General features: G+C 73.1%; 21 protein-coding genes. 14 read left to right on the top strand and 7 right to left on the bottom strand.

The window, feature by feature from the left end:
* Nucleotide 1 precedes the first annotated feature (1 nt).
* The 5 genes from LR269_RS07685 to LR269_RS07705 all read left to right on the top strand — a co-directional run bounded on the left by LR269_RS07685 (nt 2) and on the right by LR269_RS07705 (nt 4532).
* Entirely contained in the window at nt 2–571 is a 570-nt protein-coding gene (locus LR269_RS07685; RefSeq protein ID WP_231430153.1) for an NUDIX domain-containing protein, read from the top strand.
* Complete coding sequence (locus LR269_RS07690; protein WP_231430154.1) at nt 568–1674, top strand: FUSC family protein; 1107 nt, start codon at nt 568–570, stop codon at nt 1672–1674. Before LR269_RS07685 ends, LR269_RS07690 begins: the two co-directional genes overlap by 4 nt.
* 82 nt (nt 1675–1756) lie before the next feature.
* Entirely contained in the window at nt 1757–3172 is a 1416-nt protein-coding gene (locus LR269_RS07695; protein WP_231430155.1) for a ferric reductase-like transmembrane domain-containing protein, read from the top strand.
* Nucleotides 3169–3723, top strand: coding sequence for an FMN-binding protein (locus tag LR269_RS07700; protein ID WP_231430156.1), 555 nt, complete (start codon nt 3169–3171; stop codon nt 3721–3723). Before LR269_RS07695 ends, LR269_RS07700 begins: the two co-directional genes overlap by 4 nt.
* A gap of 5 nt (nt 3724–3728) precedes the next feature.
* Nucleotides 3729–4532, top strand: a complete 804-nt coding sequence (locus LR269_RS07705) for an FAD:protein FMN transferase (RefSeq protein ID WP_231430157.1) — start codon at nt 3729–3731, stop codon at nt 4530–4532.
* Between the two features lie 87 nt (nt 4533–4619).
* On the opposite strand, the gene LR269_RS07710 is transcribed toward LR269_RS07705, so the two are convergent.
* Both LR269_RS07710 and LR269_RS07715 read right to left on the bottom strand, forming a co-directional pair.
* Nucleotides 4620–5342, bottom strand: a complete 723-nt coding sequence (locus tag LR269_RS07710) for a VIT family protein (protein WP_231430158.1) — start codon at nt 5340–5342, stop codon at nt 4620–4622.
* A 52-nt stretch (nt 5343–5394) separates the two neighbouring features.
* Complete coding sequence (locus tag LR269_RS07715) at nt 5395–6258, bottom strand: DUF72 domain-containing protein (RefSeq protein WP_231430159.1); 864 nt, start codon at nt 6256–6258, stop codon at nt 5395–5397.
* Nucleotides 6259–6477: 219 nt separating this feature from the next.
* Between LR269_RS07715 and sucC the strand changes: the two genes are divergently transcribed.
* Together sucC and sucD are read left to right on the top strand one after the other, a co-directional pair.
* Complete coding sequence (sucC, locus tag LR269_RS07720; protein WP_231430160.1) at nt 6478–7641, top strand: ADP-forming succinate--CoA ligase subunit beta; 1164 nt, start codon at nt 6478–6480, stop codon at nt 7639–7641.
* A gap of 15 nt (nt 7642–7656) precedes the next feature.
* Nucleotides 7657–8565 carry a succinate--CoA ligase subunit alpha gene (gene sucD / locus LR269_RS07725; RefSeq protein WP_231430161.1) on the top strand — a complete coding sequence of 303 codons (909 nt, stop codon included), beginning with the start codon at nt 7657–7659 and terminating at the stop codon, nt 8563–8565.
* A gap of 137 nt (nt 8566–8702) precedes the next feature.
* Here sucD and LR269_RS07730 read toward each other — a convergent pair whose 3' ends face one another.
* Nucleotides 8703–10715 (bottom strand): collagen binding domain-containing protein, encoded by a 2013-nt coding sequence (locus tag LR269_RS07730; protein ID WP_231430162.1) that lies wholly within the window; start codon nt 10713–10715, stop codon nt 8703–8705.
* A gap of 287 nt (nt 10716–11002) precedes the next feature.
* Here LR269_RS07730 and LR269_RS07735 point away from each other — a divergent pair, with 287 nt between their 5' ends.
* The 7 genes from LR269_RS07735 to ddaH all read left to right on the top strand — a co-directional run bounded on the left by LR269_RS07735 (nt 11003) and on the right by ddaH (nt 19384).
* Nucleotides 11003–11545 carry a hypothetical protein gene (locus LR269_RS07735; RefSeq protein ID WP_231430163.1) on the top strand — a complete coding sequence of 181 codons (543 nt, stop codon included), beginning with the start codon at nt 11003–11005 and terminating at the stop codon, nt 11543–11545.
* A gap of 50 nt (nt 11546–11595) precedes the next feature.
* Nucleotides 11596–13107: a hypothetical protein gene (locus LR269_RS07740; protein WP_231430164.1), complete on the top strand. Its 1512-nt coding sequence runs from the start codon at nt 11596–11598 to the stop codon at nt 13105–13107.
* 123 nt (nt 13108–13230) lie between these two features.
* Nucleotides 13231–14493 (top strand): DUF6350 family protein, encoded by a 1263-nt coding sequence (locus LR269_RS07745; RefSeq protein ID WP_231430165.1) that lies wholly within the window; start codon nt 13231–13233, stop codon nt 14491–14493.
* Between the two features lie 9 nt (nt 14494–14502).
* Nucleotides 14503–15096 carry a phosphoribosylglycinamide formyltransferase gene (purN, locus tag LR269_RS07750; protein ID WP_231430166.1) on the top strand — a complete coding sequence of 198 codons (594 nt, stop codon included), beginning with the start codon at nt 14503–14505 and terminating at the stop codon, nt 15094–15096.
* On the top strand, nt 15093–16703 hold the full coding sequence (gene purH, locus LR269_RS07755) for a bifunctional phosphoribosylaminoimidazolecarboxamide formyltransferase/IMP cyclohydrolase (RefSeq protein WP_231430167.1): 1611 nt from the start codon (nt 15093–15095) through the stop codon (nt 16701–16703). The genes purN and purH overlap by 4 nt, the downstream gene beginning before the upstream one ends.
* Before the next feature lie 147 nt (nt 16704–16850).
* Entirely contained in the window at nt 16851–17942 is a 1092-nt protein-coding gene (locus tag LR269_RS07760) for a Glu/Leu/Phe/Val dehydrogenase family protein (RefSeq protein WP_231430168.1), read from the top strand.
* A gap of 173 nt (nt 17943–18115) precedes the next feature.
* Complete coding sequence (gene ddaH, locus LR269_RS18910) at nt 18116–19384, top strand: dimethylargininase (protein ID WP_304504447.1); 1269 nt, start codon at nt 18116–18118, stop codon at nt 19382–19384.
* A gap of 31 nt (nt 19385–19415) precedes the next feature.
* Here ddaH and LR269_RS07770 read toward each other — a convergent pair whose 3' ends face one another.
* The 4 genes from LR269_RS07770 to LR269_RS07785 are packed head-to-tail and all read right to left on the bottom strand — an operon-like array spanning nt 19416 to nt 26967.
* Nucleotides 19416–20111, bottom strand: coding sequence for an ABC transporter ATP-binding protein (locus LR269_RS07770; protein ID WP_231430169.1), 696 nt, complete (start codon nt 20109–20111; stop codon nt 19416–19418).
* The gene (locus LR269_RS07775) at nt 20108–21199 is read right to left on the bottom strand and encodes an ABC transporter ATP-binding protein (RefSeq protein ID WP_231430170.1); all 1092 of its coding nucleotides are present in this window, start codon (nt 21197–21199) and stop codon (nt 20108–20110) included. The genes LR269_RS07770 and LR269_RS07775 overlap by 4 nt, the downstream gene beginning before the upstream one ends.
* Before the next feature lie 3 nt (nt 21200–21202).
* Nucleotides 21203–23953 carry an FtsX-like permease family protein gene (locus LR269_RS07780; RefSeq protein WP_231430171.1) on the bottom strand — a complete coding sequence of 917 codons (2751 nt, stop codon included), beginning with the start codon at nt 23951–23953 and terminating at the stop codon, nt 21203–21205.
* On the bottom strand, nt 23950–26967 hold the full coding sequence (locus tag LR269_RS07785; RefSeq protein WP_231430172.1) for an FtsX-like permease family protein: 3018 nt from the start codon (nt 26965–26967) through the stop codon (nt 23950–23952). The genes LR269_RS07780 and LR269_RS07785 overlap by 4 nt, the downstream gene beginning before the upstream one ends.
* Between the last annotated feature and the right edge of the window lie 20 nt (nt 26968–26987).

Consider the following 26987-nt stretch of genomic DNA (forward strand, 5'->3'; position numbering starts at 1 on the left):
CATGTCCTGGCCGACCCGTTCGTCGCGCACCGTCTACGAGAACCGGTGGATCCGGGTGGTCGAAGACGAGGTCGTCCGGCCCGACGGCGAGGCCGGCATCTACGGCGTCGTCGAGCTGGCGCACCCGGCGGCGTTCGTCGTCGCCGTCACCGACGCCGACGAGGTGCTGCTCGTCACGGTCGACCGCCACACCGTCGGCACGAGCGTCGAGGTGCCGGCCGGCGGCACCGACGGCGAAGACCCGCTCGTCGCTGCGCGACGAGAACTCGCGGAGGAGACCGGGTACGAGGCAGTCGAGTGGCGTGAGATCGGTCGCATGACCGCGCTCAACGGCATCGCCCGCGCCGTCGAGCACGTGTTCCTCGCCACGGGGCTGCGCCGCTCCCGCGCTTCCGACGACGGCAGCGTCCCCCAGGCCTCGCACGCGACGCGGCTCGAGGAGGGCATCACCGGCGTGCGGGCGGTGCCGTGGCCCGAGGTCATGCGCATGGTGCGCGAGGGCGAGATCGCCGACGGCGAGACCATCGCCGCGCTGGGCTTCGCGGCGCTCGAGCTCGGCCGCCTGGCGTGAGTCGAGTGCTCGCGACCCTCTCAAGGTGGTGGCGTTCGGCACGCGCGCTCGACCTCGAAGTGGCATTGCGCGCCGCCGTCGCCGCGGCGGTGCCGCTCGCCATCCTCGTCGCGGTCGGCCGCATCGACTGGGCGTCGTACGCGGCGTTCGGCGGCATGGTCGCCATCTTCGGCCGAAGCGAACCGTACGGCATCCGGTTGCGCACGGTGACCGCGGCGGCAGCCGCGCAGCTCATCGCGACCGGGCTCGGCATCCTGCTCGCGGCCTCGGGTGCGCAGCCCGCCGCACAGGCCGGTGCCCTCGTGCTCGTCGTCGGCACGGTGATCGTCGGCTTCAACCTGCTCGGTGTGACGCCCTCGACGCCGCTCTTCGCGGTGTTCGGCCTGCTCGTGTGCGCGGCCCAGCCCGTCGACGACGGAACGGGCTGGCAGCGATGGGGCGTGGCATGGGCCGCGGCCGGTTTCGCGTGGCTGCTCGCGATGTCGGGCTGGCTGCTGCGCCGGCTCGCCGGCGATCGTGCCCGCCGCGCCTTCAAACCTCTGCCACGTCGCACGCCGACCCGCCTGCGCGGATACGCCGACCCCAGGCTGTGGCTCAACGTCGCGCAGAACGCGCTCGCCGCGCTCGCCGCGGGCGGCATCGCCGCCGCGCTCGGACTCGGCCACCCGTACTGGGCCGTGGTGAGCGCGATCGCGGTCATCCCGCCCGCCCGGGCCGCGCACACGATCTCCCGCGCGGTGCACCGCGTGCTCGGCACGATCGCGGGCGTCGCGGTGACGGCGCTCGTGCTGTGGCCGGAGCCGTCGGTCTGGGTGCTGGTCGCCGTCGTGGCGGTGTGCCAGTTCGGGGCGGAGGTGCTCGTCACCCGCCACTACGGCACCGCGCTCGTGTTCGTCACCCCGATGGCGCTGACGGTCGCCCACCTCGCTTCGCCCGTGCCGGTCGCGACCCTCATCGGCGATCGCGTCGTCGAGACGCTGCTCGGCGCCGCCGTCGGCGTCATCGCGGTGCTCGCGGCCCGCCGGTTCGTCGAGGCGGTGCCGATGCCGCCGCCGACGACCGCGACGCCGAGCGTCGGCCCGCACGGTCCGCCGAGCGGATGACCGGGATCCGCGTGCTCGACCTCCCAGCCCGCGCATAGCGAACTCACCGCCCCGCGATAGCTCGGCGGCGCACGATATGGCCATGGCATTCCTCGTGCATGACGCCCGGCACCTCGAGCGGCCCTCGCGCCGACTCGTGGACCGCGCCGCGCGGGGCACGAGGCGACTGTGGCGCGTCGACGTGCTGCAGGCGCTCGCGGTGGCGTCGGTCGCCGTCGCGATCGCACTGTTCCTCGCCGACGGCGGGGCGACCCGCTTCGCTGATCCGGGTGCGGCGCTCACCTCGCTCGGCATCATCGCCGGGCTCGTCGCGACCGACCTCGTGCTCGTGATGCTGCTGCTCGCGGCGCGGGTACCGCTCATCGAGCGCGCGGTCGGGCACGACGCCGCGATGGCGCTGCACGGCCGGCTCGGCAAGCCCGTGCTGTACCTGCTGGTCGCCCACGGCATGCTGCTCGTCGCGGGATACACCGCCGCCGACGGCATCGACGTCGTCGCGGAGGTCGTGACGATCTGGAACCTGCCCGACCTCCCGCTCGCGATGCTCGGTTTCGCGCTGTTCGTCGTGGTCGTCGTCACTTCGCTCGTCACAGTGCGCCGGCGCCTGCGCTACGAGGTCTGGCAGCTCGTGCACCTGCTGTCGTACGCCGCCGTGCTGGCTGCGCTGCCGCACCAGTTCAGCGTCGGTGGACTCTTCGTCGAGGGCGGTTGGCAGCGCTGGTACTGGCTCGTCTTCGCCGTGGGCAGCTTCGCCGCGATCGTCGTGTTCCGGGTCGTGGTGCCGATCGCGACGTCGATGCGGCACCGGCTCGTCGTCGAGTCGGTCGTGCCCGTCGGCCGCCCGATCGACGGGGTGTTCTCGATCACGATGCGGGGGCGTCGGCTCGAGACGCTCGCGGCCTCGGGCGGGCAGTTCTTCATCTGGCGCTTCCTCGCCGGGGGCCAGTGGTGGCAGGCGCACCCGTACTCGCTCTCGGCCGTGCCGCACAGCGACCGGCTGAGGATCACCGTCAGGGCGCTCGGGGACGGCTCGTCGTCGCTCGCCCGCATCGCGCCCGGCACCCTTGTCGCCCTCGAGGGGCCGTACGGCATCTTCAGCGAGGCCGCGCGCACCCGTGACCGCATCGCCCTCGTCGGGGCGGGCATCGGGGTCACGCCCATCCGTTCGCTCCTCGAGCAGGCGACGTTCCGGCCGGGGGAGGCGACGGTCGTGCTTCGTACCACCGCACCCGGCGACGGCTGGCTGCTCGACGAGGTCGCCGACCTCTGCCGGTCGCGCGGCGCCACGCTCCTCACCGTTCCCGGGCCGCGCGGCCGCGGCTGGCTGCCGGATGCTGCCGAGCGCGAGGGGCTCGGCCTCGCCGCGCTCGTTCCGGCGGTCGCCGACAGTGACCTCTACGTCTGCGGCCCGCGCGGCTGGGCCGAGCAGCTGATCGCCGAGGCACGTGCGGTGGGCCTCGCACCCGAGCAGATCCATCACGAGAGGTTCGACTGGTGAGACGACGCGCGGTCCTCCTGGCCTCGGCGGCGTCGGCCGCCGCGATCCTCGGTGGCTGGCAGCTCGGCGAGGTGGCGACCGACGGTCTGACCGCGACCGGCACGCCGACGGTGACGAACGCGTCCGCGGGCTCGGCCGACGACGGAACCGGTGGAAGCTCGGGCTCGGGATCGGGTTCCGTCGACTTCAACGCCCTGACGCCGAAGGGCACGACCTCCGGGACCGGCGGCACGGATGCGGGCGGCACCGGCGCAGTCGCGACCACCGTCGACGGCACCTTTGAGGGCCCGACCGTCTCGACCCGCTTCGGCGAAGTGCAGGTGCAGGTCACGATCGCGGGCGGGGCGATCTCCGACGTGACGGCGCTGCAGCTCACCGACCACGACGGCCGCAGCGTGCAGATCAGCAATCGCGCCGAGCCGGTGCTGCGCTCCGAGGTGCTGCAGGCGCAATCGGCATCGGTCTCGCTCGTGAGCGGTGCGACCTACACGAGTGCCGCCTACCTGCAGTCGTTGCAGTCGGCGCTCGACGCGGCGGGTTTCCCAGGATGACGACCGTGCCGCCCACGATGAAGCTGCCGCCGGGGGCGTTCGCCGCGATGGGCACGGTCGTCAGCGTGCGGCCGGGAACCTCAGCCGTCGGCGACCGCGATGCGTCTGCGTCACCGCCGCTCGACGACCAGGGGGCGCTCGGCCTGGTCGCCGACATCTTCGCCCGCTGGGAGCGCCGGTTCAGCCGCTACGAGGCGGGCTCCGAGCTGAGCCGGGTCGCGCGCGGCGAGCTCGCGCTGCCCGAGGCGAGCGCAGAACTCCGTGCGGTGTACGCGCGGGCGCTCGCGTGGCGCGCCCGCACCGACGGGTGCTTCACGCCTCACCGGGCCGACGGCGTCATCGACCTCGACGGCATCGTGAAGGCGCTCGCCGTCGAAGACGCGGGCGACGCCCTCGACGCCGCGGGCCGCACGGGCTGGGCGCTCGACGCGGGTGGCGACATCCTCATCGCCGAGGGGTCGACGGTGCGGGTCGGCGTCGCCGACCCGCACGACCGCAGCCGCCTGCTCGCCGGATTCGACCTCGACGGGGCGCGACGCCGCGCGCTCGCGACCTCGGGCAGCGCCGAGCGCGGCGATCACATCTGGACGACCGCGGGGCTCGAGCACACCCCGTTCGTGCAGGTGAGCGTCGCCGCAGCCGACCTCGTGACCGCCGACGTGCTCGCCACCGCGATCGTCGCGGGCGGGTACGCCGCCCTCGACGAGCTCGCCGAGCGATTCGACGTCGACGTGCTCGTCGTGGGGCATGGGCGCGAACTGCGTGCGACGCCAGGATGGCCGCGGGCCGGCGAGGCGCGGGCCGACTGAACGGGCCGGAAGGCCCGGGTATCAGGGCAGCGCCGGCCGCAGCTCCCGTGAGAGCGGTTCGTCGGGCTTCACTGGGCGAGCCGGGCGTCAGACCACGCCGCCGAGCAGCCCGCCGATGACCCACGTCACCACGAGCGCGAGCGCCCCGCCGATGACGACCCGCAGCACCGCCTTGCCGCGCGGGGCACCGCCGATCCAGGCCGAGAGCCAGCCGGTGATCGCGAGCGCCACCACGACCGCGACGAACGTCGTCGCGATGCGCCACTCGGGCGGCGGCAGCAGGATCGCGAGCATCGGCAGCACCGCGCCCACGAGGAACGACAGGGCCGACGCCCCGGCGGCGTGCCACGGGTTCACGACGTCGTCGGCCGAGATGTGCAGCTCCGCCTCGAGATGGGCCGCGAGCGCATCGTGCGCGGTGAGCTCGCGGGCCACCCGGTCGGCGGTCTCCTCCGAAAGGCCCTTGGCGCGATAGATGCCGACGAGTTCGGCGAGCTCCTGCTCGGGCATCTCGGCGAGCTCGCGGGTCTCCTTCGCGATGAGCGCGTGCTCGGTGTCGCGCTGGGTCGACACCGAGACGTACTCGCCGAGGCCCATCGAGATGGCTCCCGCGACGACCGACGCGATGCCTGCGACGAGGATCGCGCCGAGGTCGGTCGTTGCGGCTGCGACGCCGACGACGAGCGCGGCGACCGAGATGATGCCGTCGTTCGCGCCGAGCACGCCCGCGCGCAGCCAGTTGAGCTTCTCGTGCACCTTCGGGTCGTGCGGGTCGTCGCCGTGCGCGGGTTCGATCGAGGCATCCGTCATGTCGGCAGTCTTGCAGCGGTCGCCCGGCGCCGCCAGCGTGGCGAGGCTCGCCTCACCCCGGTGCGCCGGGTCGGGGAAGCCGCGCGATGAGCGCCATCGCGTCGAAGGGGGCGCGGACCTTCACGTCGTTGTCGAAGAAGAGGTACGCGTCGCGGCCGGCGTCGAGCTGCGTGCGCGCCCAGTCGGCCCAGCGGTCGAGCGCCTCGTCGTCGTAGCCGGAGGCGTAGAGCTCCTCCTCGCCGTGCAGCCGGGCGTACGCGAAGTCGGCAGTGACGCGATCGATCCGCGGGTACCGGCCGGCCGTGTCCGCGACGACGCTCGCCACGCGGTGCGCGGCGAGCAGGTCGGCCCATTCGTCGCCGGCCGCTTCGAACGACGGATGGCGCACCTCGACCGCGTGCCGGAGCGGCGCCTCCTCGCCGGCGCGGTAGGAGGCCCGGCCGCGCATCCGGTCGTCCTGCCGGGCGGCGAGGCGCGACGCCGCCGACCGCGTCGCAGGCAGCGAGCCGAGGAACCGCTCGAGCAGTCCGCGGTCGTAGGGAAGGGTCGGCGGCAGTTGCCAGAGGATCGGACCGAGCTTCGCGCCGAGGTCGAGCACACCCGAGGCGAAGAAGTTCGCGAGCGGTGCGTCCGACTCGTGCAGTCGCTTGATGTGCGTGATGAACCGCGGCCCCTTGACGGCGAACACGAAACCGTCGGGAACGGTGTCGCGCCAGCGCGCCCAGCTCGGCGGCCGCTGCAGCGCGTAGAACGAGCCGTTGAGCTCGATCGCCGACATGCGGTCGGCGGCATACGCGAGCTCGTCGGCCTGCCGGAGTCCGGCCGGGTAGAACTCCCGGCGCCAGCGCGGGTACACCCATCCCGAGATGCCGATCCGCACCTCCGGATGCCGCGTTCCACCGCCGCCGCGCGCCACCCCGCCAGTCTCGCGAAGCGCGCCCGCGCCGCCAAGGGGGTTGCCGTCCGGACACCGAGACACCGAGGCATCCCGCCCGATTCTCGGCCCGCCGAGGCGGGGAGTAGCATGGTAGTCGGCCCACTTGTCTTGACGTCGAGATGTTTTTCGTCGCCCTCCGGGCCGAAACCCACCAGCCCCTGTGCGCGATCGCGCGTGCGGACCGATTGGAAGTAGAGCGTGGATCTTTACGAGTACCAGGCCAGAGACCTGTTCGAGCAGTACGGGGTCCCGGTGCTCCCGGGCATCGTCGCCGACACCCCCGACGAGGTGCGTGCGGCGGCCGAGAAGCTCGGCGGCGTCGTCGTGGTCAAGGCCCAGGTGAAGACGGGCGGCCGCGGCAAGGCCGGCGGCGTCAAGGTCGCGAAGAACCCCGACGAGGCGTACGAGGCGGCCAAGGCCATCCTCGGCCTCGACATCAAGGGCCACGTCGTCAAGCGCGTCATGGTCGCCGGCGGCGCCCGCATCGCGCAGGAGTTCTACTTCTCGGTGCTGCTCGACCGCGCCAACCGCTCCTACCTCTCGCTCACGAGCGTCGAGGGCGGCATGGAGATCGAGCAGCTCGCCGTCGAGAAGCCCGAGGCGCTCGCGCGCATCGAGGTCGACCCGATCGCGGGCGTGACGCTCGAGAAGGCGAAGGAGATCGCGGTCGCCGCGAACTTCCCGGCCGAGCTCGTCGACAAGGTCGCCGACGTCTTCGTGAAGCTCTACGAGGTCTACACGGGCGAGGATGCGACGCTCGTCGAGGTCAACCCGCTCATCCTCGACGAAGACGGCAACGTCATCGCCCTCGACGGCAAGGTCTCGCTCGACGAGAACGCCGAGTTCCGTCACGCGAACCACGCCCTCCTCGAGGACAAGGCCGCGGCCGACCCGCTCGAGGCCGCCGCGAAGGCCCTCGACCTCAACTACGTCAAGCTCGACGGCGAGGTCGGCATCATCGGCAACGGCGCGGGCCTCGTCATGTCGACGCTCGACGTCGTCGCCTACGCCGGTGAGAACCACGGCAACGTCAAGCCCGCGAACTTCCTCGACATCGGCGGCGGCGCCTCGGCCGAGGTCATGGCCAACGGCCTCGGCATCATCCTCGGCGACCCGCAGGTCAAGAGCGTGTTCGTCAACGTCTTCGGCGGCATCACCGCGTGCGACCAGGTCGCCAAGGGCATCGTCGGCGCGCTCGCCGAGCTCGGCTCGGCCGCGAACAAGCCGCTCGTCGTGCGCCTCGACGGCAACAACGTCGTCGAGGGCCGCCGCATCCTCGAAGAGGCCGCGCACCCGCTGGTGACGCTCGCCGAGAACATGGACCAGGGCGCCGACAAGGCCGCCGAGCTGGCGAACGCGTAAGGGACTCACAGAGAAATGACGATCTTCCTCAACAAGGACTCCAAGGTCATCGTCCAGGGCATCACCGGCGGCGAGGGCTCGAAGCACACCGCGCGCATGCTCGCGGCCGGCACCCAGGTGGTCGGCGGCGTGAACGCTCGCAAGGCCGGCACCACGGTGCTGCACACGGATGCCTCCGGCAACGCCGTCGAGCTCCCCGTCTTCGCCACCGTGGCCGAGGCCATGGCCTCCACCGGCGCCGACGTCTCGATCGCGTTCGTGCCTCCGGCCTTCACGAAGGACGCCGTCGTCGAGGCGATCGACGCCGAGATCCCCCTGCTCGTCATCATCACCGAGGGCGTGCCCGTGCAGGACTCGGCCGAGTTCTGGGCCTACGCCAAGGAGAAGGGCGGCACGACCCGCATCATCGGGCCGAACTGCCCCGGCATCATCAGCCCCGGTGAGTCGCTCGTCGGCATCACCCCGGCGAACATCACCGGCAAGGGCCCGATCGGCCTCGTGTCGAAGTCGGGCACGCTCACGTACCAGATGATGTACGAGCTGCGCGACCTCGGCTTCTCGACCGCGATCGGCATCGGTGGCGACCCCATCATCGGCACGACGCACATCGACGCGCTCGCCGCGTTCGAGGCCGACCCCGAGACCAAGGCGATCGTCATGATCGGCGAGATCGGCGGCGACGCCGAAGAGCGCGCGGCCGACTTCATCAAGGCGAACGTCACGAAGCCGGTCGTCGGCTACGTCGCGGGCTTCACCGCGCCCGAGGGCAAGACGATGGGCCACGCCGGCGCGATCGTCTCGGGCTCGGCGGGCACCGCGCAGGCGAAGAAGGAGGCCCTCGAGGCCGCCGGCGTCAAGGTCGGCAAGACCCCGAGCGAGACGGCGCAGCTCCTCCGCGAGGTCTACGCCGCGCTGGGCGCGTAGGGCCGACGCCGAGGCATCCCGGCCGGATCGACAGAACCCCGCAGACCGATGGTCTGCGGGGTTCTGCGTTCGGCGGGGCGAATCGGGGGGACGCACCCGCCGGGTCGGTTACCTCATTTCGGTTACATTGCCTCCGATCACGGGTCGACGACGACCGTGCACACGTAGGTGCCCGGCTCGAGGTCGTTCATGCTGAACGAGCCGTCGCCGTTCGCGCCGGTCGACGCATCCGGGTCGTCGGCACTCGCGCCGCACTCGATCGTCGAGGCCGTACCGCCGTCGACCTGCGAGTCGACGCTCACCGTGATGTTCGTCAGCGGCATGTTCGTGAACGAGACCGTGGCAGCCGCACCGACATCGGAGCAGTCGTCCTCGCTCGTCGCGACCGCGGCGTACTGCGGGTTGTCACTCGTGACCTTCTCGCCCGCGGGCACCGTCTCGGTGACGGTGTAGGTGCCGGCGAAGGCGCTCACGAGCAGGCCGGGTACGCACACGGTGCCGTCGCTGCCCGTCTCGACCACGATCGGGTCGACGAGCCCGCCGCCCGTGACCGTGAACTCGACGCCCGACTCGGGGTGATCGCCGGGGCCGTCGGCCGCGTGCTTGTGCGTCTTCTCGATCAGGATCGCGCCGACGTTGCGGTCGTTGTGGAAGGTGCAGACCACGTCCTCGCCGGGGTCGAGCACGATCGTCGCCGGGTCGGTTCCGTCATCGTCACCGGTGCAGCTCGCGCTGACCAGGTGCCAGTTGGCGGGAACCGTCTCAGCCACGTCGTACGGTCCGGGAACGAGGTTCGTGAACTGCTCCGAGTCCTTGCCCGCATCACCGGCGCCGGTCGTCGTCAGCGTGAACGGCGAAGTGAGCGTGCCCGATGTGAACTCGAACGCCCCCTGGCCGCTGTCGGTGACCTTCTCGACCGTGATCGATCCGCGCGCCTTGTTGTAGTACGTGCAGTCGACCGTGTCCGCCGCGGTATCGAGGCTGAAGGTGATCGTCGTCCCGTTGGTGGAGACGTTCGAGCCGTCGGAACTCGCCGTGCAGTCGATCTTGTCGAAGTCCCAGCCCGGAGGCAGGGCGGACTCGCTCACATGCCCGGTCGTGTTGATGGGCACCTTCGAGAAGGACGCCGACTCTCCGTCGCTGAGCGTGAACGTGGTCCCCGCCGGATCGCTCGAGAAGTCCTTCGTGTAGCTGAAGTCCTCGGTCGAGGGACTCGGATCGGTGACCTTGCGGATGATGACGCCGCCGCAGGTCGGGAACCCGGTCTCGATCGGGGCGATGAAGTCCTTCATCGCGGCCGAGAACGAGTCGGAGGACCGGCTCTTCAGGTACGCGCTGCCGAACGTCTCGCACTGGTCGAGCGTGCTCGCGAGCGCGGTGAAGTCCACCGTCGCCTCGCCGAACGTCCGAGCCGAGATCGCGCCGAGACCGTCGGCGTTGCCGGCGGTGATGGCGGTCGTGTTGATCGAGCCGGTCGCGAGTCCGAGCGCGGTGAAGTTGGTCCGCTTCCCCCAGCAGGGCACCGAATTGCTCGCCTCGCACTGCGAGCCGGCTCCGGTGGTGACCCACGACGAGACGGACAGCTGCGGGTTCGTGCCGCCGTTCGAGAGGTCGTACTGGATCAGCAGGTCTCCGGAGGTGCGCACGGGCGTCACCCCGTTGGCAGAGAGGACCTTCGACTTGTTGAACTCGAAGTCCATGTTCGTCGTGCCGGTCGGATCCTGGACGCGGTGCCAGAAGAGGTGCAGGTACTGGTGCCCGTCGCCCTTCGTCTCGAGGTAGAGGCCGAAGTTCTTGAGATCGCTCTTGTTCGGCGGAATGCTGCCGCTCACGACCGTGGGCACCGGGGTGTCCTCCTTCGACCCCTGGCCGAACGAGTCGTCGCCCGAGCCGCTCGCCTTGTCGGGCTTGCGGACCTCGGTGACGGTCGCCCAGTCGAGGTTGCCGGCGTGGTCGACGACCAGGTTCGCGTTGGTGTCGATCTCGAAGGAGCTCGTGCCGAACGGGACGTGGCTCGCATAGGCCGGCGAAATCGCGAGGCCGGCGAGCACGAGCCCGCCGACGGCGGCCACGGCGATCAGCGGGGAGCGCCGACGTCGCCGGCGCACGGGTGGGGTGGGACAGATCTCGGGTTGGTTGCGCAGTGGCATCGTCGCCTCCGGGTTCGCGCAGCGTCGTCCGGTCCGGGCGGACCGGACGGTCCTCCGCGGGGCGATGGGTTGCGAGGCGGCTGTGCGCGGGCGTGGCAGGGCGTGCGGGTGAGAGTCGTCGGGCCCGTCGTCGCGGGTAATCGACGGCGGGAATCATCGGACCCGAGGGGGAGTCTCAGGGCTCATCTGAGACGGTACACCGGCCCGTGGCGATATGACAGAGTAATCGAGCATTACTCATGAACCCAGAACAGGGGGTACCGCGCACCCTGTGAGAGAGTGGCGGAATGAGCATGGAGAACCGGGATGCCTCGGCCGGGGCGTCGCAGGCGGGACAACCACGGGAGAGCCTCGTGCGCACCGCGTTCGTGACCGAGGAGTCCGTCTACGGAGTGCTGCTGGTCTCGGGCATGATCGTCGTCGCGGGCTCGCACGGGTCGAGCTCGTGGCAGGTGTTCTGGACGGTGATCGTCACGGTGATCGTCTTCTGGGCCGCGCACGTCTACGCCGGCACCGTGGCCCGCCACGGCCTCGCAGTCGAGGGGGTGATGGGCCTCAGGCAGGCGTTCTCCGAGGCGTTCCGACGCTCGCTCGGCCTGCTGTTCTCGGCGCTCATCCCCTCGGCCATCCTGCTGCTCGGGGCGCTGGAGGTCGTGCCCGACGCCCTGACCATCTGGATCGCCCTGTGGGCGGGCGTCGTCGTGCTCGCAGTGCTCGGATTCGTCGCCTACCGTCGTCGGGGCGCGCCCCTGCACCTGCAGCTGCTCGGCGCGTTCGGCACCGCGGCGTTCGGGCTCGTCATGATCTTCTTGAAGGCCGTCGTCCACTGACGGTGTGTTCGCGGCCCGCGAACCGATATCGTCGTGCCAAAGGGGGCACGATGCCGAAGATGACGAACGCCGAGCTGCAGGCTCGGATCGCAGAACTCGAGGGCGAGAACGCACGGCTTCGCGACGCGGCCGAGGCCGCCGAGGCGGCGGCCGCAGCCGAGTCGGAGGGGGCGGGCACGGCGCTCGAGCCGGCCGCCGTTCCGCGTGCGAAGCGCGGCCGCGGCCGTACGGCCGGGGCGATCGTGCTCGTCGTCATCGGCCTGTTGCTCGCGCCGGTCGCGGTGGTGACCGGCTGGGCAAGGGCCGAGCTCGTCGACACCGACCAGTTCGTCGCGACCTTCGCTCCGCTGGCCGACGACCCTGCCGTGCAGAGCTTCGTCGCCGACGAGGTGACGGCGGCGATCGAACAGCAGGTCGACATCCCGCAGCTCACCTCCGACGTGTTCGACGGCATCCGCTCGCTCGACCTGCCCCCGAAGGCCCAGCAGGCGCTCGGCCTGCTCGAAGGGCCGGCCACGCAGGGCCTCCAGTCGCTCGTCTCCGGCGTCGTCGACCGGGTCGTGACGAGCGACGCGTTCGCCGACATCTGGGCGAACGCACTGCGCGTCTCCCACAAGCAGTTCGTGGCCGCCATGCAGGGCGATCCGAACGCCGCGCTCGAGATCGGCGGCGACGGCACCCTGTCGGTGCAGCTGGGGCCGATCATCGAGGCCGTGAAGGACCGGCTCGTCGAGAACGGGGTCGGCTTCGCCGAGCAGATCCCGGTCATCGACAAGAGCATCGCGATCGCACAGGCCGACGCCTTCGTCTTCGTGCGCACGGTCTACTCGCTCGCCGTCGCCGTCGGCACGTGGCTGCCCTGGGTCGCGTTCGGCTTCATCGTCGCCGGTGTCTTCGTCGCCAAGCGGCGCTCGGCCGCCCTCTTCTGGACGGCAGGTGGGTTCGCACTCGCCATGGGACTGCTCGCCGCGGGCTTCGCGGTCGGCCAGATCGTCTTCCTCGGGCTCGTGAGTCCGAGCCTGATCCCGGCCGGCGCCGCGACCGCGATCTACGGCTACGTGACCGAGGCGATGTCGTCGACGGCTGCGGCTGCCCTGGTCCTCGGCATCCTCGTCATGATCATCGCGTGGTTCGCCGGCCCATGGCGGCCGGCGCGCGCCGCTCGCTCGCTCGCGGGTTCGGGCTTCTCCGCACTCCGGCGCACGGCGGCCGCGCACGGCATCACGACGGGTGCCTTCGGCATCGCGCTCGACCGCGGGCGCGGCTTCGCCTACGGTGCGATCGCGCTCATCGCGGCCGCCGTGCTCATGTTCAACCGTCCGGTCACGACCGGGTCGGTCTGGGGCACGATCGTCGTCGCGCTCATCGCCGTGCTGCTCGTCGAGCTCCTGCGGCGGCCGGCCGACGAGATCGAGGCGGACGCCCTGGCGGCGACGGCGAGCACCGGCAGCAGCACCGGCGGCGGCGAACCGTCGGGCGACGTCGACGGCGATGCCGACACCGCGGTGCTCGACGTCGACCGGCAGGAGACGGAACCGCTCGACACGTCCCTGCGCGGGTGATCGACGTCCCCGCGCGGGCGATCGACGTCCCTGCGCGGGCGATCGACGTCCCCGCGCGGGTGATAAACCTCGCCGCGGCGCCGTCGGTCGAACCATCCGCACGCCTGTAGGCTCGACGGCGTCATGAGACGCACGACGATCGCCCTGCTCGCCGCCCTCGAAGCCGCCGTTGCCGCGCTCATCGGGCTCGGCGTCGCGCTCGTGCCGCTGCTCGTCGTGTGGGCCGTGCATTTCGGGCTGGCGGTCGACGTCTCGTCCTTCTTCCGCGCCGCCGCCGACGGCTGGCTGCTCGGTCACGGCGTCGACGTGGTCGTGCAGCTCGATGAACTCACGGCCGCGCGCATCGCGCTGCCGGGTGCGGGCGACCCGTTCCCCATCACGATCGCGCTGCTCGGGTTCGCTCTGCTGACCGTCGTCGCGGGCCGCCGAATCGGTCGCCGCTCCGCCGCAGGCGGGCACTCGATCACGGGCTCGGTCGCCGCGGTCGTCGTCTACGCGGCCGCCGGCGGCGTGCTCGGCCTCTCCGCGAGCACGGGTTCGGCAGCGGTGCCGTTCTGGCAGGCGCTCCTGCTGCCGGCGTTCGTGATGGCGATCGGCGTGGTGCTCGGGGCCGGCCTCGAGACGCTGCGCGAGGCCGGTGCCGGCGACCTCGCCGGCGGCTGGGTGCGCGCCCGCCTCGACGACCTCTCGCCCGCCCTCGTCGCCTCGGTGCGTCAGGCGACCCGCATCGGCGCGGGTGCCGCGTTCGGCGTGCTCGCCGTCGCCGGGGTCGTGGTTGCGGTGCTCATCGCGGCCGACTACGCGACGATCGCAGGGCTCGCCCAGGCGCTCGGCGCCGGCGTCGACGGCGGACTCCTGCTCCTGGTCACCGAGTTGGCATTCCTGCCGAACTTCGTGATCTGGGTCGCGTCGTGGCTGCTGGGGCCCGGCTTCGCGATCGGGACGGGCACGACGGTCGCCCCCGGGGGCACGGTGCTCGGGCAGATCCCCGGCATCCCGCTGCTCGGCGCGCTGCCGGGCGATGCGCCCGCGTCGGGCGTGCTGTGGCTTCTCGTGCCCGTCGTGCTCGGGTTCGTCGGAGCGTGGTTCGTGCTGCGCGCCGGGTCGCCCGTCGACGAGCACGACCCGTGGTGGCGCCCCGCGGCCGTCGGAGCCGGCGCCGCTTTCGTCGCCGCGATCGTGCTCGGGCTGCTCGCCTGGTGGTCGGGCGGCGCGATCGGGCCCGGTCGGCTCGCGGTCGTCGGCCCCGATGCGTGGGCCGTCGCGCTCGTCACCGCGGCGACCGTCGGCACCGGGGCGATCGTGGGCGGCGTCGCCGCTCGCGTGCAGCAGCGCACGGGCCTCGCCGCCGCCGCCGAGACGTCACGCCCCGATCTCGGCCGGTAGGCTCGAGGAGTGCTCAAGCTCGTCGTCCTGATCTCAGGTGGAGGGTCGAACCTCAAGGCCCTGCTCGAAGCCGCCGAAGACGCCGAGTTCCCGGCGCGCGTCGTCGCGATCGGCGCCGACCGCGAGGCATCCGGTCTCGTGCTCGGCGAGGACTTCGGCGTACCGACCTTCACGGTGCCCTTCACGGCCTACCCCGACCGCGACGCCTGGGGCGACGCGCTCATCGAAGAGGTGCGGCGCTGGGAGCCCGATCTCGTCGTGCTCTCGGGCCTCATGCGACTCGTGCCGCCCGCGGTCGTCGACGCGTTCTCGCCGCAGCTCATCAACACCCATCCCGCGTACCTGCCCGAGTTCCCGGGCGCGCACGGCGTGCGCGACGCACTCGCCGCGGGCGTCTCGCAGACCGGGGCGAGCCTCATCGTCGTCGACAACTCCGTCGACGGCGGCCCGATCATCGCGCAGGAGCGCATCCCGGTGCTGCCGGGCGACACCGAGTCGAGCCTCCACGACCGCATCAAGCCCGTCGAGCGCCGCCTGCTCATCCAGGCCGTGCTCGACATCGCCAATTCGCACCTCGACCTGAAGGACCTCGCACGATCATGAGCGGCCACGCCATCGACCCCAGCCTCTACCGCGAACGCGACCTCGTGCCCGTGCGCCGGGCGCTCGTCGCCGTGAGCGACAAGCGCGGGCTCGTCGAGCTCGCGACCGCGCTCGTCGGTGCGGGCGTCGAGATCGTCTCGACCGGCGGCACCTCGAAGGCGATCGCCGACGCCGGACTTCCGGTCACGCAGATCGCCGAGGTCACGGGCTACCCCGAGCACCTCGACGGGCGTGTGCGCACCCTGCACCCGGCCGTGCACTCGGGTCTCCTGGCCGATCTGCGCCTCGAGCACCACGAGCGGGAGCTCGCCGGCCTCGGCATCGCGCCGTTCGAGCTCGTCGTCGTGAACCTCTACCCGTTCGTCGAGACCGTCGCCTCGGGCGCCGAGCCCGACGCCGTCGTCGAGCAGATCGACATCGGCGGGCCCGCGATGGTGCGCGCCTCGGCGAAGAACCACGCGAACGTCGCCGTCGTCGTCTCGCCCGACCGCTACGACGAGCTCGCCGCCGCGGTCGCCGCGGGCGGCACGACGCTCGCGCAGCGCCGCGAGCTCGCCCGTGAGGCGTTCCGGCACACGGCCTCGTACGACGTCGCGGTCGCGAGCTGGATCGGCAGCGTCGTCGCACCCGACCAGCCGGCGGAGGAGTCGCCGTTCCCCGCCTGGGTCGGCGGCACCTGGACGAAGGACGCCGACCTCCGCTACGGCGAGAACTCGCACCAGAAGGCGGCGATCTACGCCTCGCAGGGCGGCCGCCCCGGCATCGCCCAGGCCGTGCAGCTGCACGGCAAGGAGATGAGCTACAACAACTACGTCGACGCGGATGCCGCGGTGCGGGCCGCGTTCGACTTCGACGAGCCCGCGGTCGCGATCATCAAGCACGCCAACCCGTGCGGCATCGCGGTCGCCCTGCCCGGCGCCGTCGACGCCATCGCCGACGCGCACCGCCGCGCCCACGAGTGCGACCCCGTGTCGGCGTTCGGCGGGGTGATCGCGGCGAACCGCACCGTCACGCGCGAGATGGCCGAGACCGTCTCGGGCATCTTCACCGAGGTGCTCGTCGCCCCCGCCTTCGAGGCCGAGGCGGTCGAGCTGCTCACGCAGAAGAAGAACATCCGCCTGCTGACCCTGCCCGAGGGATTCGTGCCGACGGCGGTCGAGCTCAAGCAGGTCTCGGGCGGCATGCTGCTGCAGCAGGCCGACCGTCACTTCGCACCTGCGTCGGAGTGGACGCTCGCCGCGGGCGAGGCCGCCGACGAGGCGACCCTCGCCGACCTCGAGTTCGCGTGGCGCGCGTGCCGCGCGGTGAAGTCGAACGCGATCCTGCTCGCCTCCGGCGGCGCCTCGGTCGGCGTCGGCATGGGGCAGGTCAACCGGGTCGACTCGTGCAAGCTCGCCGTCGAGCGGGCCGGCGACCGTGCGGCCGGTTCGGTCGCGGCATCCGACGCGTTCTTCCCGTTCGCCGACGGCCTGCAGATCCTCATCGACGGCGGCGTGAAGGCGGTCGTGCAGCCCGGCGGCTCGGTGCGAGACGACGAGGTCGTCGCGGCGGCGAAGGCGGCGGGCGTCACGATGTACTTCACGGGGGAGCGGCACTTCTTCCACTGAGCGCGGCCGCGCGCGACGGCCGGTCGTCGTCGCCCGCGACCATGCGCCCTGCGGCATCTGCCCGGAGGTACCCTTGAATCGACCCTGCGCAGACCACGCGCGGGCCAGGTTCCGCCCACGAAGCGGATGATTCGAGGAGAACGATCGATGTCGATCACCCACGCCCCCGCGCGAGCCGCCGAGGTCAGCGCCACCCTGCCGAGCGACGCTCCCGACCACGAGCGGGTGCTCATCACCCGCGGTCCCCGCTCCGGTCTCACCGTCATCGTCGCCGTGCATTCGACCCGGCTCGGCCAGGCGCTCGGCGGAGCCCGCGTCTGGAACTACGGGCACTGGACCGACGGCCTCGCCGACGCGCTGCGACTCTCGCAGGCCATGACCATGAAGAACGCGGCCGCCGGCCTCATGCGCGGCGGCGGCAAGTCGGTCGTCGTCGTCCCGTCGGGCGTCGTGCTCGACGAGGCGCAGCGGCGTGACGCGATGCTCGACCTCGGCGACGCGGTCGAGTCGCTCGGCGGCGCGTACATGACCGCCGAAGACGTCGGCACGAGCGCCGAGCTCATGGCCGTCGTGCACGAGCGCACCGAGCATGTCTGCGGACTCCCGCCCGAGCAGGGCGGCGTGGGCGAGCCCGCCGACGCGACCGCCGCGGGCGTGCACGCCTCGATCCTCGCGACGCTCGGCCACGTGTTCGGCTCGACCGACGCCGCAGGTCGCCACTTCGTGATCTCGGGTCTCGGCCAGGTCGGCGGTCGCCTCGCGCGCAGCCTCGCCGCCGCGGGCGCACGGCTGACCGTGACGGATGTCGCGGAGTCGAAGCGCGCGCTCGCCGACGAGCTCGGCGCGACCTGGGTGGAGCCGGCCGACGCCCACCGGGTCGAGGCCGACGTCTTCGTGCCGTGCGGGCTCGGCGGCGTGCTCACGCCCGAGGTCGTCGACGAGCTGCGGGTCGCGGCCGTCGTCGGCGCCGCGAACAACCAGCTCGCCTCGCGCGACGTGGCCGAGCTCCTGCGTGCCCGCGGCATCGTCTGGGCGCCCGACTTCGTCGTCAACGCCGGCGGCGTGATCTACCTCGACGTGGCCGGCCAGCCCGGTGCCGACCAGGCCGCGCTCGACGCGCGCATCGCGGGCATCGGCGACGTGGTCGCCGCCGTGCTGCAGGACGCCGTCGCGACCGGTACGACGACGCTCGACGCCGCCGAGCGCCTCGCCCGCGCACGCCTCGACGCCGGGCGCTGAGCCGCACCGACCGAACCGATCCGGCCGGAGGGCGCACGAGCGCCCTCCGGCCGGAGCCGTTCGGGGTGGCCGAGCATCGACCGACGCGCCGGGGCATCCGATGCACCTGACGGCGCCGTGCCGAGCGCGCCGCCGGGCACCGGGCCGTCCGACCGGCCAGTAGGCTCGTCTCCATGACGTCCCCCGCCTCACCGTCTTCGACCGCGCCCGCACGACCGTCGGCGAGGTACGCGCCCGCGGCGGGCCGGGGGCGTCGGGTGGCGGCGGTGCTCGTGTCGGCGGCGGTCGTGGCCGTCGTCGCGATGAGCGTCGCGGCGCTGGCCTTCTTCATCGGCAACGGCCAGTCGCCCGCCGTCTTCCAGCAGGTGTTCGGGCACTTCGCCCTCGCCGCGTTCTTCGCGTGGGCGCTGCTCTCGATCGCGAACGGCCTCGGCGCCACCCGAGCCTGGTTCCTCGCGCTCATCACCGGGTTCACGTCGGCCTGCCTCGCCGCGCTCATCGCGACGAGCGTCATGATCGTGGTCGCGGCGCGACCGCTGTACGGTCCCGCGGTGCTCTTCGTGATCGGCTCGCTCGTGAGCCTCAACCTGATCTTCGTGATCGCGGTCGTGCTCGGCGAGGTGTTCCTCGCGCCGCGCATCATGCGGGGCATCATCGACCACCGCCGCGAGCGGGCGCCCCGGCGCCTCGCGCTCGTGCGCATCCCCGCCTCGAACCTCGACGAGGCCGAGCTCACCCACCTCGAACGCCGCCCCGTCGACCAGGCGCGCGCCGACGAGCAGTGGGACAACTACTGCGCCGCGCTCGTCGCCGAGGGGTGGGAGACGGTCGAGGTCGACGCCGCGCCCGAGATGGCCGACTCCGTCTTCGTCGAGGACGCCGTCGTCATGTTCGGCGACCTCGCGGTGCTCACCCGGCCCGGCGCCGAGTCGCGACGGGGCGAGATCGACGGCGTCGAACGGGCGGTGCGCTCGATCGCGGGGGTGACCGTCCGCCGCATCGAGGAGCCGGGCACCCTCGACGGCGGCGACGTGCTGAAGGTCGGCGACGTGGTGTACGTCGGGGCGTCGGCCCGCACGAACGGAGAGGGCGTCCGGCAGCTGCGCGAACTGCTCGCCCCGCACGGATATCGCGTCGTCGGCGTGCCGATGACGAAGGCCCTCCATCTGAAGAGCGCCGCGACCGCACTGCCCGACGGCACGGTCATCGGCGACCCCGCCCTGCTCGACGCCGCCACGGTGTTCGACCGGTTCCTGCCCGTGCCCGAGCCGCAGGGCGTCGCCGTGGTCGAGCTGTCGGAGACGTCGCTGCTCATGTCCGCTTCGGCACCGCGCACCGCGGCGATGCTCGCCGGCCTCGGTTACCGGGTGGTCACGGTCGACATCTCGGAGTTCGAGAAGCTCGAGGGATGCGTCACCTGCCTGTCGGTGCGGGTGCGCTGACTCCGCCACCGCTGCGGCGTCGGGCGCGGGGTCATCCGGCTGCGGTCGCCGTCTCGGGCTCGCGCGTCCGCCCGTCGTGCAGTTCGATCACTCGATCGGCCCGGCGCACGAGCGCCGCGTCGTGGGTGGTGACGACGGCGGCGACGCCCCGTGCGTGCACGAGCTCGCCGATCAGGTCCATCACGGTCGCCGCCGTGCCGCTGTCGAGCTGGCCCGTCGGCTCGTCGGCGAGGAGCACCTGCGGGCGCGCGGCGAGCGCGCGGGCGATGCCGACGCGCTGCTGCTGCCCGCCCGAGAGCTCGTACGGACGCTGCGCGGCGTGCGCTCCGAGCCCGACGAGGTCGAGGGCCTCGGCGACGCGGCGGGCGCGGTCGGCGGGATCGGTGCGCTGCAGGCGCAACGGCACCTCGACGTTCTCGGCCGCCGACAGCACGGGGATGAGCCCGAACGACTGGAACACGTAGCCGACGCGATCGCGGCGCACCGCGGCGAGCCCGTCTTCGCCGAGCTTCGACAGGTCGTCGTCGCCGAGCAGCACGCGGCCCGAGGTCGGCCGGTCGAGCCCGCCGAGCAGGTTGAGCAGCGTCGTCTTGCCGGCGCCCGAACGGCCCGTGACGACCACGAGTTCGCCCGGCGCGACCTCGAGCGAGACGCCGTCGACGGCGTGCACGCCACCGCCCCGGCCTTCGAAGATGCGGCTGACCGATTCGGCGCGCAGGGTGGTCATCGTTCCTCCTCGGATGTCTCGGCGCTCGCGCCGTCGTCGGCGGTGTGCCGCCCGTGGCGTGGCGGAGCCGTCGTCTCCTCGCCCCCCGTCGCGGGCGGATCCGCATCGTTCGGGCTCGGCGCCGCGGCATCCGCCGGTCGCTCGTGCCCCGGCCAGACGCCCACGTGATCGCTCTCGAGGGCGAGCCTGACGCGGTCGCGCAGTTCGAGGCTCTGCATGAAGTCGTGCGGCAGCTGCAGGCGGCCGACGCGGTCGAGCACCGCGAACTCCTCGGCCACGTGCTGCTCCTCGCCGTGCTCGTCGACGCGGGTCGAACGCAGCACCTCGGTCGAGGTGCGGCCGTCGCGGATCTGCACGGTGCGGCGGACGTGGCCTGACACGGCGGGGTCGTGGGTGACGATGAGCGTCGTGACGCCGAGCTCGTCGTTGACCCCGCGCATGGCCTCGAGCACGGCCGACGACATGCCCTCGTCGAGTTCGCCGGTCGGTTCATCGGCCAGGAGCACGAGCGGGTCGTTCGCGAGGGCCACGGCGATCGCGACGCGCTGCTGCTGTCCGCCGGAGAGTTCGCCGGGCCGCCGGTCGCGCTCGGCGCCGACCTCGAGCAGCTCGAGCAGCTCGTCGACGCGGCGCGCCCGCGCGGCACCTCGGCGCGTGCGGGCGACGTTCATCGCGAGTGCGACGTTCTCGGCCGCGGTGAGGTAGGGGAGGAGGTTGCGCGAGGTCTGCTGCCAGACGAAGCCGACGGTGCGGCGGCGGTACGCGACGCGCTCGCGCGAGCCCATCGTGAGCAGGTCGTGCCCCGCGACCCGGGCGACACCGGCCGTGGCGGTGTCGAGGCCGGAGAGGATCGTCAGCAGGGTCGACTTGCCTGATCCCGAGGCGCCGACGACGGCGACCATCTCGCCGGCGTCGACCCGCAGGTTGAGCCCCTGCAGGGCCTGCACCTCGACGCCGTCCGCGGTGAAGATGCGCACGAGGTCGGCGCACAGGATGTGCGGCTCGCCCGGTGACGCGGCGCGCGGGGTCGTCGCGCCGGCCGGGGCGCGATCGGCGACCCCGCTCTCGACGCCGGATGTCTCGGCCATGGTTCAGCCCTCCTCTTCCTTGCGCATCGCGCGGGCCGCGCTCTGCTCGCCGCCCATGCGAGCGGCGAGCAGCACGGCGACGCCCGTGACGATCACCGCGCCCACGAGCACGGCGCTGACCAGCCACGGGTCGAACACGACGACGGGCTGCTGGTCTTCGCCCGTGAACGGTCTGAGGTCGATGCCCTGGAGCACGATGAACGGCAGCGCCGCTCCCAGGGCGGCGCCCGCGACGAGTGCCGCGGTGACGACCGGCCCGATCTCCCAGGCCACGAGCGCCCGCTCCCCGCGGCGACGCAGGCCCAGCGTCGCGACGAGCGGCAGCAGTCGCTCCCGCGCGGGCCGTCCGACGACGAGGGTGAGCACGATCGCGAGGGCGGTGAGCAGCGACGAGAGCACGATCGCACCGACCAGCGACACGACGAGTCCCTGCGTCGTGGCCGTGGCACCGAGCTCCGAACGCACCATGCCGGGCGTCGTGACGGTCGAATCGGCGCCCGCGATCTCGGCGAGCCCGGCCGTCACCTCCGCGGTGTCGGCGCCGGGTTCGAAGCGAACGAGCACGCGCTCGGGGACGAACGTGCTCGCGAAGCCGTCGGCGTTCGCCTTGTCCATGAGCACCCAGCTCGTCCGCGGCCAGTAGGCGGTGCGTCCGTCGACGACCTCGAGCACCTCCCACGGCTTGCGGTCGAGCTCGACGTCGTCGGCGCCCTCGATCGAATCGGCGATGACCTGCGAGACGACGACGGGAACGGCCTCGCCGCCGGTCTTCGCCAGCCTCTCGGGCAGCGGGGTCGCACCCGTGCGGCCGGCCTGCACCTCGCGCATCTCATCGGAGTCGACGACGATGAGCGTCGTCGACCGGAGCCGCCCGTCGATGCCGACCTGGATCGACGAGGTCGAATAGACGGGTGCAGTGGCCTCGACGCCCGGCACCTCTGCGAACGCCGCCTGCTGCTCGAGCGTGAACGGACCGCCCACGATCGCCGCGTCGGCACCGACCCTCGCGTCCGCGGCGCGGTCGACCCCGGTCTGCACCGTGCCGAGGAGGACGGCCGAGAACATCGCGATCGAGACGCCGACCACGACGGTCAGCACGGGTACGACGCCCGCCGACGGGTCGCGGAGCGCGCGCGCCGAGCCGAGGAACGCGACGAGACCCCGGGCTTTCGCGGCCGCCCGCACGATCGCAGCGAGCGGATAGGGGTAGAGGCGCAGCACGATGAGGCACGCGAGCACGGCGAGCAGCAGCGGCACGGCGGCGAGCAGGGGGTCGACGCCGATCTCGGCGGACTGCGTTGCGAGGCCCCGGCGCAGGAGCAGGACGACCGCCGCTACGGCGATGACGGCGACGAGGGCCTCGAGGATCCAGCGGAGCCGCCCGCCGCCGCGCGGAGCGAAGTCGGCACGGGCGCGTCGCAGCGGGCTCAGGGAGGGAGCCGACGCGATGAGCAGCGCCGTCGGGGTCACGGCGAACAGCGCGGCGACGAACCATCCGAACGTCCCGCCCTCGGCCGGGACGGCGAGGGTGCCCGCGACGGCGCCCGCCACGGCGGCCGGCACGCCGATCATGACGCCCTCGATGGCGAGGATGCCCTGGAGCTGCCCGTTCGACGCGCCGCGCGCGGCGGCGAGCTCGAGGCCGGTGCGTCGACGCTCGAACACGACCCGCGCGCCGAGCACGAGCACCGCGACCATGACGCCGATCGGCCCCGAGGCGACGGTCGCGAGCACCGCGTCGCTCGCGCCGGCGGCGATCGCCGCGTCGGCGAGGGCGTCGCCGAGGCCGCTCGAGAATCCGACGACGCCGACGGTCGAGAAGTAGTACTGGAAGTCGCCCGGCCCGACCGGGTAGGCGACGCTCATGAACTCGTCGAGGTCGGTGCGGAGTTCCGCCGATCGGTCGGCGCGGATGCGGTCGGTCGCGACCGGGTACCAGAGCTCGAGCGTCGACGGCAACTGGGCCTGCTCGAGCGCCTGCCACGAGTTCGGGTGCGTGAGGCCGAGGCCCGTGATGCGGAGGGTGCCGTCGGGGGTGAAGGCGACCGAGGGCTCGAGCGGCACGGGCAGGTGGGTCCAGAATCCGTCGTCGGGGTCGATCGCGTCGAACGTGCCGACGAGCTCGACCGGCTGCTCGTCGGTGCCGACCGGGATCGAGCGCACCTCGCCGATCGCCCAGTCCATCTCATGTGCGAACGACTCGGTGGCCACGAACTCGAGCGGTTCCGCGGTGGCGGAAGGCCCGAGCACCGTCGGCCACTCGCCGCTCGTGAGCTCGACGTGCTCGGCGATCCGCGGGTCGAAGCCGAGGTACAGCTCGTAGTCGGTCGACCCCGGCCCGGCGCCGTCGGGCAGGGCGCGGTTCGGCCCGGCGACGACGGTCGCGAGCGGGTCGTCGGTCACGCGGTGCAGCTCCGCGGGCATCTGCTCGCGGATGCCGAGCAGCGCCTCCTCCTGCCCGCCCCACACCGCGTCGATGTCGTCGGGCAGCGTGGTGCCGCCAGACGACGGGCCGAGGTCGGGCAGCGTCGCCCGGTTCGGCGACGACACGTCGAGCTCGCGCGCCGGGAACTCGGCCAGGTGCTCGTCGAGCGCCGCCGTGTGCTGCGCCGCGACGGCACGGGGCACGGCCGTCGCGAGGAACGCGCCGCCGGCGACGAGCAGCACGAGCATGATCGAGGCGACCGGTGCCGCGAAGAACTGCCGGCGCAGCAGCCCGGCCGGCGTCAGTCGCGAATGATGGCGCGCGCTCATCGCTCCTCCTCGCGAAGCCCGGGCTGCGACGCCGTCCGCCGGACTCCGCGCGCGGCGAGGCCGGCGGCGAGCGCCGCGAGCAGCATGAATCCGACCGTGCCGGCGAGCCAGGGCCACCAGTCGAGGGCGAACGGCGCATGCAACGACGACGGTGCATCGGCGATCGTCGCCCTCGCGAGCTCGCGTGCCGTGAACCAGGCGGTCACGGCACCGACGACCGCGCCGACGACGATCGCGCCGCCGACGGTCGCGGCGAGCTCCGAGAACCTGGCTCGCGCCTGCACGCGCGGCGCGACGCCGAGCACGCGCAGCACGACGACCTCACCGAACCGACTGGTCGACAGGGCGCTCGTGAGGGCGACGAGCGCGATGAGGGCGAAGAGCAGGGCGCCGGCGGCCCCCGTCCAGAGCGCGGCGACCGCGGGGCCGATGAGGGCCGCCGACGAGACGTCGCCGCGGGTCGTGGCGACGCTCGCGACGCTCTGGTCGCGTCCGATCTGCTCGGCCGTCCGGCCGGGGTCGGATGCCGCGAGCCAGCGCTCCCCGAACTGCGGAACTCCGCTGCCTGCGTCGAAGGCGACGCGTTCGAGGGCGCCGAGGTCGGCGAGCAACGAGGTCGATCCCGCGGTCGGCACGGCGGGCACGACGCCCGCGACGACCGCCTCGACCTCGACCCCGCCCGCGATCGTGCGGAAGTCGAACGGGTCGCCGACCTCGGCGTTCACGCGAGCGGCGAGCGCCGCGCCGATGACGACGGGCAGCCGCCCGCGATCGCCCGGCAGTGCGGCCCGAGCGGTGGGCGTCGTCGCCGACAGCTCGACGGCGTCGAAGGCGCCCGCGAGCGCGGTCGAGGGCGCCTCGCCGTCGAGGCCGAGGCCATCGAACGAGACCCGCACCTCGCGCGCGCCGGGGGCGTCGACGAGCGCGGCCTGCAGGCCGAGCAGGCGGATGCCCGCGGCATCCGGCAGTTCGATCTCGACCGTGCCGCCGCCGTCGGTGATGGCGACCTCGCCGGCTTGGACGGGCGAGGCGGCTCCTCCCTCGGAGAGAAGCCAGACGTTCACCGCGACCTCGCCGGGCGTTCCGGCCGGGGCGCGGACGCCGACCTCGACCTCGAGCGTCGCCGCACCCTCGGGAAGGGGGACGCCTGCACCGGCCGCCGATTCGGCGAGCGCTGCCGATGCGGCGGCGAGCCCGGTCCCCGGGGCGGCGCCGTCGAGGCCGGTGGCCGGTGCTGCCACGAGCGTCGCCGGATCGGACCCGAGGCGCACCTCGCCGCGGAACACGGGTGCGTCGACGGTGACGCCGGGCAGCTCGCCGAAGGGATCGGCGAAGGCGAGCGGGTCGGGCGCCTGCACCGTGTCGCGGCCGGGAAGCGCGACCCGCACCTCGGCGCCGTTCGCGAGCGCCGCGGCCTTCGCGTCGACCGACTGCCAGGCCCCGGCGAAGGCGGCCGCGAGCGTGAGCCCCCCGATCGCGAGCATCGCGACGAGCGACGCCGACGCGAACAGCGAGCTGCGCCGCGCGAGCTGTCGCATCGGCAGGGCGGGCACGAGGGCGGGCGCTGCCGCGGCGACGCGCTCGAGGACGGTGCCGATCGGGCGGGAGAGACCGAGTGCGACGAGCGCGAGTGCGAACAGCACGAGCACGGGTGCGAGCACGGCGAGCGGGTCGACGTCGACGGAGCCCGACGCGCTCGTGACGAGCGGCGACCCGTAGAGGCTGAACTGCCACAGCGAGAGCGCCGCGACCACGACGACGAGCAGCACGCCGCCCGCGATCGCCGTGCGCGGTGCGCGCCCGACTTCGTCGCCGGCGCCGCGGTGGACCGGGCGGGCCGCGTCGACGAACGCCCGGCCGGCGACGAGCACGACGGCCGCCGCGACCGCGATCGCGGCGACGAGCCAGGTGATCGCGGGTTCTCGGGCGTCGCCGGGGCGCACGAGCCCGACGACCAGTGCGGCGGCCGCACCGCCGATCGCCGCCGCGGGCACGCCGACGGCGAGCACCTCGAGCGCGGTGTCGCGGGCGAGCCGGGTCGCCGAAGCGCCTCGCGCCCGCAACAGCACCGTCTCCGACCGGCGTGCGGCCCCGAGCAGCGCCGCGAGCCGCCACAGCGTGGCGAAGCCCGTGATGGCGAGGAGCAGCACCGGCACCGGCGCCAGTGCGCGGACCGCACCGATGCCCGCGAGCAGTCGCGTGAGCGTGCCGCCGAGCCCGCCGGAGGCGCTGAGCCCGCTCGCGCCCATGTCGGGCTGGTCGCGGAGGGCGGGCTCGACGTCGGGCAGCACCGCCCGCAGCGCGGCGGCCTCGTCGACCGCGATCGCCGGGTCGGCCGTGGCCGTCCACCGCACGATCGCCGCGGCGGGCACGCCGACCGTCGCCGGCTCGTCGACGAGGAACGGTCCGGAGCCGCCGGCGGCCGAGCCGGTCGAGACGATGGGTTCGCCGAACCACCTCGGATCGAGGACGTCCTCGGGCTGCCAGAGGCCGACGACCTCGAGCTCGATCCCGCCGTCGAGCGCGACCGTCGAGCCGGTCTCGAGCCCGAGCGCCTCGGCGGCGGCGGCGTTCACGGCCGTCGGCACCGCGTCGCCCGACTTCGCGGCGTCGGCCGGCCAGTCGCCCTCGACGAGCTCGGCGCGCACGGGCACGGCCGGGTCCGCGGTCAGCACGGCGCCGAACGTCGCGTCGCCCGCGGTCGCCGCGACCGGCATCGTCTGCACGCTGCGTTCCCAGGCGGCGCCGTGCGGCACGATCATGCGGTCGAGCACCGCGGCCGCCTCGTCGGACTGCGCCTCGGCGTCGCTCGCGAGGCGGATCTGCCAGCGCGTCGCGCCGCTCGAGCCCGCGGCGGCGGCGACGCCGTCTCGCAGGCCGCTCGCGGCCGATCCTGCGAGCGACTCGATGACGGCGCTGCCGAGCCCCGAGAGCAGGAGCACCACGGCTGCGATGCCGGCCAGCACGCCGATCCGGGCGTTCGCGCGAGCGAATGCCGTACGTGCTGCTCCCACGCGCGCTCCTCATCGAATCG

Source organism: Agromyces sp. S2-1-8, from assembly GCF_021129215.1.
Lineage (GTDB): Bacteria > Actinomycetota > Actinomycetes > Actinomycetales > Microbacteriaceae > Agromyces > Agromyces chromiiresistens.

Bases quoted from the DNA above. Each gene is read 5' to 3' on its own strand.
- purH (WP_231430167.1), top strand. From the start codon at position 15,093: ATGAGCGGCCACGCCATCGACCCCAGCCTCTACCGCGAACGCGACCTC.
- LR269_RS07710 (WP_231430158.1), bottom strand. From the start codon at position 5,342: ATGACGGATGCCTCGATCGAACCCGCGCACGGCGACGACCCGCACGAC.
- LR269_RS07695 (WP_231430155.1), top strand. From the start codon at position 1,757: ATGGCATTCCTCGTGCATGACGCCCGGCACCTCGAGCGGCCCTCGCGC.
- LR269_RS07760 (WP_231430168.1), top strand. From the start codon at position 16,851: ATGTCGATCACCCACGCCCCCGCGCGAGCCGCCGAGGTCAGCGCCACC.
- LR269_RS07775 (WP_231430170.1), bottom strand. From the start codon at position 21,199: ATGGCCGAGACATCCGGCGTCGAGAGCGGGGTCGCCGATCGCGCCCCG.
- LR269_RS07735 (WP_231430163.1), top strand. From the start codon at position 11,003: ATGAGCATGGAGAACCGGGATGCCTCGGCCGGGGCGTCGCAGGCGGGA.
- LR269_RS07745 (WP_231430165.1), top strand. From the start codon at position 13,231: ATGAGACGCACGACGATCGCCCTGCTCGCCGCCCTCGAAGCCGCCGTT.
- sucD (WP_231430161.1), top strand. From the start codon at position 7,657: ATGACGATCTTCCTCAACAAGGACTCCAAGGTCATCGTCCAGGGCATC.
- LR269_RS07770 (WP_231430169.1), bottom strand. From the start codon at position 20,111: ATGACCACCCTGCGCGCCGAATCGGTCAGCCGCATCTTCGAAGGCCGG.
- LR269_RS07740 (WP_231430164.1), top strand. From the start codon at position 11,596: ATGCCGAAGATGACGAACGCCGAGCTGCAGGCTCGGATCGCAGAACTC.
- LR269_RS07685 (WP_231430153.1), top strand. From the start codon at position 2: ATGTCCTGGCCGACCCGTTCGTCGCGCACCGTCTACGAGAACCGGTGG.
- LR269_RS07730 (WP_231430162.1), bottom strand. From the start codon at position 10,715: ATGCCACTGCGCAACCAACCCGAGATCTGTCCCACCCCACCCGTGCGC.
- LR269_RS07780 (WP_231430171.1), bottom strand. From the start codon at position 23,953: ATGAGCGCGCGCCATCATTCGCGACTGACGCCGGCCGGGCTGCTGCGC.
- ddaH (WP_304504447.1), top strand. From the start codon at position 18,116: ATGACGTCCCCCGCCTCACCGTCTTCGACCGCGCCCGCACGACCGTCG.